General features: G+C 40.1%; 10 protein-coding genes and 1 pseudogene. 8 read left to right on the top strand and 3 right to left on the bottom strand.

The genetic code is table 11. The annotated features are described in order from the left end of the window. Positions 1–164: 164 nt before the first annotated feature. Both WIW52_RS05555 and WIW52_RS05550 read right to left on the bottom strand, forming a co-directional pair. Positions 165–377 carry a hypothetical protein gene (locus WIW52_RS05555; RefSeq protein ID WP_337709151.1) on the bottom strand — a complete coding sequence of 71 codons (213 nt, stop codon included), beginning with the start codon at positions 375–377 and terminating at the stop codon, positions 165–167. Between the two features lie 139 nt (positions 378–516). After that, on the bottom strand, positions 517–996 hold the full coding sequence (locus WIW52_RS05550; protein ID WP_337709150.1) for a winged helix-turn-helix domain-containing protein: 480 nt from the start codon (positions 994–996) through the stop codon (positions 517–519). A gap of 288 nt (positions 997–1,284) precedes the next feature. Here WIW52_RS05550 and WIW52_RS05545 point away from each other — a divergent pair, with 288 nt between their 5' ends. Together WIW52_RS05545 and WIW52_RS05540 are read left to right on the top strand one after the other, a co-directional pair. Next, positions 1,285–1,851: a type IV pilin gene (locus WIW52_RS05545; protein ID WP_337709146.1), complete on the top strand. Its 567-nt coding sequence runs from the start codon at positions 1,285–1,287 to the stop codon at positions 1,849–1,851. A gap of 19 nt (positions 1,852–1,870) precedes the next feature. Further along, positions 1,871–2,092, top strand: a complete 222-nt coding sequence (locus WIW52_RS05540) for an archaellin/type IV pilin N-terminal domain-containing protein (protein ID WP_337709148.1) — start codon at positions 1,871–1,873, stop codon at positions 2,090–2,092. A gap of 21 nt (positions 2,093–2,113) precedes the next feature. Here the strand turns inward: WIW52_RS05540 and WIW52_RS05535 are convergent. Continuing rightward, positions 2,114–2,752, bottom strand: a pseudogene (locus WIW52_RS05535) (transposase); the annotation flags it as partial. A gap of 176 nt (positions 2,753–2,928) precedes the next feature. On the opposite strand from WIW52_RS05535, the gene WIW52_RS05530 reads away from it, so the two are divergent. Genes WIW52_RS05530 through WIW52_RS05505 form a run of 6 tightly spaced genes read left to right on the top strand, consistent with a single transcriptional unit; the run spans position 2,929 to position 9,076 of the window. After that, positions 2,929–3,495, top strand: a complete 567-nt coding sequence (locus tag WIW52_RS05530) for a type IV pilin (protein ID WP_337709146.1) — start codon at positions 2,929–2,931, stop codon at positions 3,493–3,495. Between the two features lie 19 nt (positions 3,496–3,514). Further along, complete coding sequence (locus tag WIW52_RS05525) at positions 3,515–4,045, top strand: hypothetical protein (protein WP_337709145.1); 531 nt, start codon at positions 3,515–3,517, stop codon at positions 4,043–4,045. After that, positions 4,045–4,560, top strand: a complete 516-nt coding sequence (locus tag WIW52_RS05520; RefSeq protein ID WP_337709143.1) for a hypothetical protein — start codon at positions 4,045–4,047, stop codon at positions 4,558–4,560. Before WIW52_RS05525 ends, WIW52_RS05520 begins: the two co-directional genes overlap by 1 nt. Continuing rightward, complete coding sequence (locus tag WIW52_RS05515; protein WP_337709141.1) at positions 4,557–5,474, top strand: hypothetical protein; 918 nt, start codon at positions 4,557–4,559, stop codon at positions 5,472–5,474. The genes WIW52_RS05520 and WIW52_RS05515 overlap by 4 nt, the downstream gene beginning before the upstream one ends. 25 nt (positions 5,475–5,499) lie before the next feature. Further along, a complete protein-coding gene (locus WIW52_RS05510; protein WP_337709139.1) occupies positions 5,500–6,990 on the top strand; it encodes a type II/IV secretion system ATPase subunit in 1,491 nt (496 codons plus the stop codon). After that, positions 6,968–9,076 (top strand): type II secretion system F family protein, encoded by a 2,109-nt coding sequence (locus WIW52_RS05505; protein ID WP_337709138.1) that lies wholly within the window; start codon positions 6,968–6,970, stop codon positions 9,074–9,076. The genes WIW52_RS05510 and WIW52_RS05505 overlap by 23 nt, the downstream gene beginning before the upstream one ends. The last annotated feature ends 1 nt before the right edge of the window (position 9,077 follow it).

The following is a 9,077-nucleotide window of genomic DNA, read 5'->3' as shown; positions in this document are numbered from 1 at the left end:
CTAACTCGATTTGTCCTTTTCCGTTTGACATCTTTTCAGTATGAAGACGTCTAAAATTAAAAACTTCTCGCTAATACCGACTTCTTGGTATTACCTCCCTAAGATTCCCATAACTGCTGTATATTTATAAATACCGAGTGCCTGACCGTGATATGCGCCTCTGCCTACTCCACAATCACTATGAGAGACATCATTATAGTATAGGTGCACAACTTTCCCAAGCTCAAATAAACATCTACAACCATCAGAACGAGAACTGGGAAGTAACTGCTAAGTGTCCCCTCGAATGCACCATAGTACGCTAGAATTATGGCTATAGACGCTAAAACTATTAGCAGGAGTATTATAATCCCTATTTCAGTTCCTAAAGCTTTCACACCAAGAAAAGAAAGGTGTCGAATATACAAGGATCTCTTGAAACTATTTTTCCCGAGATTTCCACTAGAACTATACCCGTGAAACTAAGTAGAAAAGTAAAACTTTTTCCCTCTCTTTTTACAGGAATTATGTAGGAAATTATAGTTCTTTTTTCTCTTTTCCGTTATCCCTCATCTTTTCGGCTATGCCTTTGTTAATTTTAGTTCTTGTACCTCTTGTCCTTAAATTGAGATCATAGTATACTCTACCGTACTCCCTGGTTTCTTGTAAGTAGCCTAAGGAAGTGAGCTTTTTGAGTCTCCTATATGTAGTCGTCTTTGGAATGCCGGTAAAATTCGAGATCTCGGTCAAAGTTTTATATCCTCTCTTTATCGCCTCCATAACAAGAAGATCTCTATTATCCAATTTCTCACTAACTATCTGAACTTCACTTTTTGCCTTTATCCTTCTGATAACTAATAGGGTGGCAAAGGAGATTATAGCTAGTGATAGAAAGATGTCTCCCTTATAACTAGGCAAAACTAAATAAAGTATTATTTTCGGTAAACTGTCTTCCATATTAAGGACATTCACATAATTAAATTGTGTTAAAGAAATAGAAGTTCCAGTTGTTAACATAAGATCTACTTTGTGTTTTACTATATAAGCCTTTCTCCCTATAAGAACATATACAATAGTTAGTTGCTTGGAAAATCTGAAATAATTTAACTTATTATATAAATAAAAATTATACTAAAAGATAACTATTCCACTAGAAAATTCAAGTAAAAATAATAGAGGAAAACATAACTCTTCTTTGGGAAATTAATGAAAACTGTGAAACGGTCTGTTTCAGACTTCGTTCCCAACCTCGTTCTATCTGCTTTGCTTTTAAAGACCAAAAACCAAGTCATCTTTTGAGAAAAAATGGCTACTACAATAAAAAAAGTTAATAAAAAAATGGTAAAAGGCCTATCAAATATAGTTGGATCACTACTACTCATAGTACTAACAATAGTTGCAGCTCTACTAATAGGACACTTCGCATTCGGTCTATTCTCGTCGAGTAACCATAATGCAGGTATATCATTAAGTGATGAATCAATTATTATACCCGGTGGAGAATACCAGACTCAAGGTGCTACTGTATCTGTTACTATTACTAACAGTGGTAACGACCCTGTTGCATTATCTTACGTGGAGCTAGTAGTAAACGGTAAAATTTATTATTTGTATAGCGGTACTGGTAAAGCTCCTGCTGGTGCTACTGGTGGTAGTGCTACTGCATTGTCTCCGATAAGCGGTCAATACCAACTTACGAAACAAGGTCTATTGATAGAACCGGGTCAGTCACTGACATTATCAGGAACTATAACCACCAAAATAGTACCATCTTTACAGACCGGTCAAACAGTGGTTATATTGGCTTCTGCAGCTGACAACGTAACGGCACAGACTGTCAGTCAACAAGTAAGCGTAGTTGTACAAGACTGAAATTAAGGTGAAGAAGTAAATGGTGTCTAGAGGGAGGAGGGGGCTAAGCAATATTGTAGGCTCCCTCCTCTTGATCTTAATTGTTTTTTTAGCTTGGGCTTTCCTCTATCATTACGGTTTAAATTATATTCACATCCTTTCCTCCTCCCCTGACATCCAAGTCAGGGCTGTAGTGATCCTTATGAACTACCAAAACGTTCAAAACCCTAGCTTACGGGCAGATGTACACTATAACTGCTGAGCTGAGAATAAGGCACAATGGCCGCCACCTAATACCATAACCCTTCTCCTCCCTCCAACGATTATAACCTCTTGAACTCCCTTACAACCTTTCTCCTAGTAGGATGGCCACGTCTAGTAGAAGCGTTCTTCCTAGGTGGGACAACAACCTCAACCCCAGTATTGTAAACCTCATTGGCATCATAAGCTTTATCTCCGTAAAATTTCTTGACTTTCTTTCCCTTATCTTGTAAATCCTTAACTGTCTTGACTGCAGTCTCAACCTCGTTGGTGGTTACTTCGGCGTTTATTATGTTGAATTGGTCCTTATCCATTACTATTTCGATCTTGAGGAATCCAGCTCGTCGTTTGCTTCCGGGAATTTTATGTTCATGTTTCTTACTCTTTCCTCACTGTTGAGTAGTCTAGGCTTGTTGGGATGATTTTCAGTCTCTCTAGTGCTCTCAATACTCCTTCAATAGCCCTATAAGGTAAGAACAAGTGGAGGAATGCTAGGAATTCGTTGAACTCCTTTGGTGCCTTGTAGGTTTTCTTTGCATGTCTATTCTCCTCTGCTAGTAAACCAGTGTTCGAAGACGTAGAAGGGGAACATTAGGGTATATCTAGTTATAACGTTCTCGTCGTACTTGTGCCAATCCCTCTTGTACTTACTCTTTCCCATGAGTAATACTCGTAATTATTTTTTATAAATAGCAGTTATTAGATTTTGCCTTAATTACAGGGCGATATTTAAGGGAAAGTCCCATAACTGCTGTTATAAATTTTTATATAATTCTGAAGTAGCCCATAAAGAGAAAAACTTATAAGGACCAAAAAGTAGTGAGTGTTTGAGAAAAAATGGCTACTACAATAAAAAAAGTTAATAAAAAAATGGTAAAAGGCCTATCAAATATAGTTGGATCACTACTACTCATAGTACTAACAATAGTTGCAGCTCTACTAATAGGACACTTCGCATTCGGTCTATTCTCGTCGAGTAACCATAATGCAGGTATATCATTAAGTGATGAATCAATTATTATACCCGGTGGAGAATACCAGACTCAAGGTGCTACTGTATCTGTTACTATTACTAACAGTGGTAACGACCCTGTTGCATTATCTTACGTGGAGCTAGTAGTAAACGGTAAAATTTATTATTTGTATAGCGGTACTGGTAAAGCTCCTGCTGGTGCTACTGGTGGTAGTGCTACTGCATTGTCTCCGATAAGCGGTCAATACCAACTTACGAAACAAGGTCTATTGATAGAACCGGGTCAGTCACTGACATTATCAGGAACTATAACCACCAAAATAGTACCATCTTTACAGACCGGTCAAACAGTGGTTATATTGGCTTCTGCAGCTGACAACGTAACGGCACAGACTGTCAGTCAACAAGTAAGCGTAGTTGTACAAGACTGAAATTAAGGTGAAGAAGTAAATGGTGTCTAGAGGGAGGAGGGGGCTAAGCAATATTGTAGGCTCCCTCCTCTTGATCTTAATTGTTTTTTTAGCTTGGGCTTTCCTCTATCATTACGGTTTAAATTATATTCACATCCTTTCCTCCTCCCCTGACATCCAAGTCAGGGCTGTAGTGATCCTTATGAACTACCAAAACGTTCAAAACCCCGGTACAGTCATGATTCAACTATATATATCGGATGATGCTTACACAGATTTTATCGTGCAACATGTGTCGATTACTAGTAACGGTATTACACAAGACTTAAGCGGGAACACATTTTACACGGCCATTGTGCCTTATTCTCAGCTCAGCAGTTATAGTGTGCATCTGCCCGTAAGCGTAAGGCAGGCTTACACTCAGTTACTTTACACTTTTGTTAGAAACTACCAAGTAAACCAGTACTCTGACTGGGTTAACCCGGAGAACTACACGATAGTTACATTGACCGGTCAATTAGGTTCCTCGGTCATCCAAATACAGACGTCTGCACAAGTGGTGAGTGCCTGATGAAAGTCCAAAAAAGAGGTTTATCGGAAGTTGTAGCAGCACTACTTTCTTTAGTTATAACTCTAGTGTTGATAGGGGCTTTCTTTGCCTTTAACGGAGGTTACTTTGTTACTGCAATTCAGAGACCGCCTACCCCCCCGAATTTACCTCTTTTACAGCCCTTATACTTGATAGAGAACCCGTACCCCAAGTTGCAAAACTACCCGCATTATACTCAAAGTATGTTACTTTTCTTGGTTAATTACGGTTCCTCACCGGTACAGTTGGCGTATGTAATGGTAAACGACGCATTACAACCCAATATCACGTATGTGTACATGGTAGTACAACCGAGCGGAACAACGGGAGGTCAGCCTCAGTTCATTCCTTGTCCCAGCAATGAAATACAACCCGGTAAGGAATACGCGATACTAATAGTCAATGTACCTACAAACCTCAATACCTACTACATAACCCTCGTTTTTACTAACGGCTACTCTGAAGAGTTCGTTATGTCCCCTGGGGTGATGCAATGATGAAAAGTCATGTGTATCTTAAAAGGAAAAAGGGGTTGGGAACTGTTATTGGGATAGCCATTTTTATCATGATATTGTTAATATCCTTAGCCCTAATACTATCGTATTTAGGGGACTTTCAGGCCGTAGGAGCCCAGTTGTCTCAAGCACAGATTAACATTTATAACCATAATAATGCGAATTTGCAGATTAACCCGTCTATACAATATAAGTCTATTCAATCGTCACATCACTCATGTACCTATATTGCTAACGGGATAATTTATCAATTTACAGTAACTATAACATGTTATTCCGATCCCACAATAACGGTTAATGTTTACAATCCCTCTCAAATTACTCAAACAATAGAATATCTAATCATCTCTGCGGGTTCACCTAACGCACAAAATACAAATTTGATCGGAACGAACCAGCAGGGGAGTCCTCCTAGTTATCAGACATTTGCATATCCAAAACTAGCTCAATTAGTACAAACTTACATTGGCGAAACAATTGCTCCCTCCGGTTCACTAGAACTTACAATAAGTACTCAGGACTTATTTTCACCATATTATCAGCAAAACAACCCATCTTCTGCTTATTCGGCTCCTATTGACCTATATATACCATACAAATACTACGAAGTGCAAATAGAGTGCCAAGAGGAGATACAAACTCCACCCGGTCCTCACCAACCTGGTCCTCCTCAACCAATAGGTCAGCCACACTATTATTATTACGCGTATTTCCAATACGATAGTAATACTCTATATTATCCCTATTACGCTGCTCCCCCCTATCTACATAATACACAATACGTTCCCACTGACTACTACGAACTACCTAATAATCCAGTATATCCTTACGGAAACGTCTACGTCGTAATGTTTAACAACTGGGGTGACGTAAACTCATTTTATATATCTCTATAATACCTTGGTGGTGGGTGAAATCCTCATGTCGGAACAATCTGTTATTAAAATTTTAAAGCCCGAGGTTATGGGCACAGTTCTTCTTGAAAAGGAACTTAAGTGGAAGTACGAAGAGAAAGGAGTATCTTATCCTAGGGCTTACGTAGTGAAGGATGAGCAAGGGGACATCTATTACCAAGTCGATGAGCCGGATCTAGACGAAAAGCAGATGAAAGTTGTGGACAAGATAAAGAAGACATTATATTATGTTATAAAGCCCTCTGCAAACGAGGACGAGATGATTCAACAGATATTGATGCACCCTGACGTTAGAGGTGATCCTAACATAGGTTACTTCATATATCGTGACATGTTTCGCTATGGACCGATGTCTCCACTATTCGACGATGAGAACTTAGAGGATATAACGTATTCCGGCTCTAGATCAGATCTCTATGGAGATGCAGTGTGGGTATTCCATAGAGAGTTCGGAACATGGTTGCCGACAAACATACACTTAACTAAGGCTGAGGCTGACTATCTCATTCAGAGAATCGTACTAAAGTCTGGTAAGTCCGTAACTTTCGCAAGGCCTATAGTTGAAGGCATAACCCCTGAAGGCTATAGATTTGCGGTAACCTTCGGTAGTGAAGTGTCTCTACCCGGCTCAACGATCACGATAAGAAAACCTTTAGAGGAGGTATGGACTCTTGCTGATTTAGTCTATAAGCGTAAGACCCTTTCACCTCTGACCGCTGCGGCTCTCTGGTACATTCTGGAAAACAGAGGAGTTATTCTGGTTGTAGGTAGGACGGGAACCGGTAAGACTACTTTCATAAATGCATTAATGACAGTCCTTCCTCCATCTTGGAAGATAGTTACGGTGGAGGAAGTGCCTGAACTTAAGGTTATTTTCCCCAATTGGACAAGGCTAGTGGCTAGGAGGTCTACTACTTTTATGGAGTACAGTGAAGCCATAGAGATACCACTGGATAAGTTGATCTCTCATACTTTGAGAATTAGACCAGACTTCGTGTCAGTAGGTGAGGTAAGAACTAAAGAGGAGATTAAAGAGTTCATCCATTCTGTAGCTAGCGGTCACGGAGGAGTTACTTCTCTGCACGCGGAGGATTACGATTCCCTTAAAGCCAGGTTTAATTATTCCGGTGTAGACGACTCGTTCTTCGCACTGGTCACTATGGTAGTCTTTATCAACACATACCCCAATCCCGAAAGGAAGGGCGGTTTAAGGAGAAGAGTGGAAGAAGCAGGCGAGGTGTTGTTGAAGTCTGGGCTAGCAGTCTACAGACGGTTGGTCCATTATAACCCGTTGAAGGACGACTGGGACGATTCCTTAGTACCTACCAGTGAAAGGCTCTTAGAAATTGCCATGAAGAACGGGTTAACCCAGAAGGAACTTGAGGAGGAATTAAAGTCAAGGGTAGAGTTTTTGGAGAGGGTATATGAAAGGAACCTCTCCCTTAATCAATATAAGGAGGAGTTGACGAAGTTCTATGAGGCTAGGGGAATTATCTAAAAAAAGTAAGAAGACTACTATGAAGGTGAAGCCAAGAAAGGAGAAGAAACAGCTGAGGTTCGAGGCTTCACCTATAAACTTCTTGTTTACACTGATAGTCACTATAGATGTCTTAACGTTGACTCTGCTATCGTTTAAATTCCTTAGGTTTTCCGGACTACCTTACCTAGAGAGTTTACTACTAGGTCTCCTTCTTTATTCAGTAGTGATAACCGTTTTTAACTATATCCACAAGTATGACGATTACTTGACTGACATAATAGTACCGTTAGTAGAGAAGTCTAAGCTAATCGAAGACCCTAATATATGGCTTAAGGAGATGGTTCAATACTCATGGTACGGTTATTTACTATCAGCGGTAGTCGGAATGATGATTTATATAGTTAGTGGGGCCGTTCTCTATTCGTTAGCCGGTGGAGCAGTAGTCATTATCACATACTTTTACCCGTGGGTGAAAATGTGGGATGCTAGGAATTCCTTAGCTACCCAAGTAGAAAAGGAGATGCCTATAGTCTCAATAGTGATGTGGAGCATGGCTCAGTTAGGTTATGGAATAATGAAGATGGTTGAAGAGCTTAAGTCAAGCGAGACTTATGCGGATATGAAGATAAAGAGTAGAGATAAGAAGACTAGAGGATCTTTATTAATTTTCGACAAAAAGAGTTCTAAGCAGGTAAACGAAGAGGAAAAACTTGGGACGGAATATCTGAAGGCAGTCCCCAGAGAGTTCCTCAAGATCCACAGAGACTTCGTTATATTCAATATGCCTCCTGAAGAGGCTATTGCTAGAGAAGCAATGGATCATCCCTCTAAGGTCTTCGAAAGACTTTTGCTTGGAGCAGTGTCGATATCTAAGAGTGGAGGAAGTCTGATGGAGTTCATGAACAGAATCACAGTGGAGGTAATGGAGGAATTAAAGAGAAAGTGGGAGAACTTCGGTAGGGCAGCCTCAAATCTCGGTGAACTTGCTCTGTTGTTTCTGTTAATTGTCCCGTTGTTCTCCATATCGTTTGCCGTGTCCTCTAACAATCCGGTATATGGTACAGACAGTATTGCCTTCTTTATGGTACCTTTAATAGGATTTGCTTTATATATGTACTTGGCACTTAGTGCCCCGCCTGAGGATGTTAAGATAAACGGTGATATAAAGAAGGGAGGGATAGCTTTAGCCATATCTATGATACTCCTAGCAGTGCTGACGATATTAAAGATACTCTCTCCTAGAGGCCTGTTACTATGGATTTACTTCGAGATGCCAATGATGGCATTCTCATTCTTCTATGGTTACTCAGCATATCAGAGAATAAAGGCTAAGAACGAGGCTGAGGAAAAGCTACCGATCTTTGTTAGGTCTGTTGCGGAGCTCATAAGAAGTACCGGTGATAATTTCTTTAACGCCCTGAGAAAGTTACAAGAGGGTGATTTATTATCCTCAACCTTGGTAAAGGCTACTACTTTCGGAAAGTTAATTGATGACACGATCTCCCGTTATGTATCATCTATGATAACTACGGGTAACTTCAATCCAAGAACTGACTCGTGGATCCTTAATACGGTCTTCAGGAACTTAATGGAGATGGACAGACAAGGTGTACTTAGGTATAACATTTTTACTAGGCTTGCGGAAATTACAGACGCTTACTATGACGCCATAATGGCCAAGAAGAGGAGCTTATATATGTTCGTAGGGGCTGCGGCAATTGCACCTGCAATTATGGCTGGTGTTATTGTTATGACGGTCTACGTCTTACACAACATATCGGGAATAGCCCAAATACCCAACCTGAACTTGGAGGGTGTTAATGGTATTGCTATTCCGTCCGGTATAACGGGGTTACTTAACTTCTTTACAGCATTTATTAACATAGGTAATGAGGTAAATGAGATGTTACCTACATTAGAGCTGATGATCGCAGAAACTGGTGTAATATTCGGACTGTTATATGCTAAGGCTGCTGACGGTACAGTTAAGAATACTTTCAGGGTATTTCAAGTGTCAATTGTTGCCGTAATTAGTATAATAGCAATGCAAATTGCACTAACTTACGTTACCCACGCTCCTAACACATCGACCCCCGGAACGTGAA

Source organism: Stygiolobus sp. RP850M (assembly GCF_037389295.1).
GTDB lineage: Archaea > Thermoproteota > Thermoprotei_A > Sulfolobales > Sulfolobaceae > Stygiolobus.
The sequence above is the reverse complement of the archived record's forward strand: the minus strand, read 5'-3'. Positions and strand labels throughout refer to the sequence as shown.

Bases quoted from the DNA above. Each gene is read 5' to 3' on its own strand.
- WIW52_RS05550 (WP_337709150.1), bottom strand. From the start codon at position 996: ATGTTAACAACTGGAACTTCTATTTCTTTAACACAATTTAATTATGTG.
- WIW52_RS05545 (WP_337709146.1), top strand. From the start codon at position 1,285: ATGGCTACTACAATAAAAAAAGTTAATAAAAAAATGGTAAAAGGCCTA.
- WIW52_RS05540 (WP_337709148.1), top strand. From the start codon at position 1,871: ATGGTGTCTAGAGGGAGGAGGGGGCTAAGCAATATTGTAGGCTCCCTC.
- WIW52_RS05530 (WP_337709146.1), top strand. From the start codon at position 2,929: ATGGCTACTACAATAAAAAAAGTTAATAAAAAAATGGTAAAAGGCCTA.
- WIW52_RS05525 (WP_337709145.1), top strand. From the start codon at position 3,515: ATGGTGTCTAGAGGGAGGAGGGGGCTAAGCAATATTGTAGGCTCCCTC.
- WIW52_RS05520 (WP_337709143.1), top strand. From the start codon at position 4,045: ATGAAAGTCCAAAAAAGAGGTTTATCGGAAGTTGTAGCAGCACTACTT.
- WIW52_RS05515 (WP_337709141.1), top strand. From the start codon at position 4,557: ATGATGAAAAGTCATGTGTATCTTAAAAGGAAAAAGGGGTTGGGAACT.
- WIW52_RS05510 (WP_337709139.1), top strand. From the start codon at position 5,500: ATGTCGGAACAATCTGTTATTAAAATTTTAAAGCCCGAGGTTATGGGC.
- WIW52_RS05505 (WP_337709138.1), top strand. From the start codon at position 6,968: ATGAGGCTAGGGGAATTATCTAAAAAAAGTAAGAAGACTACTATGAAG.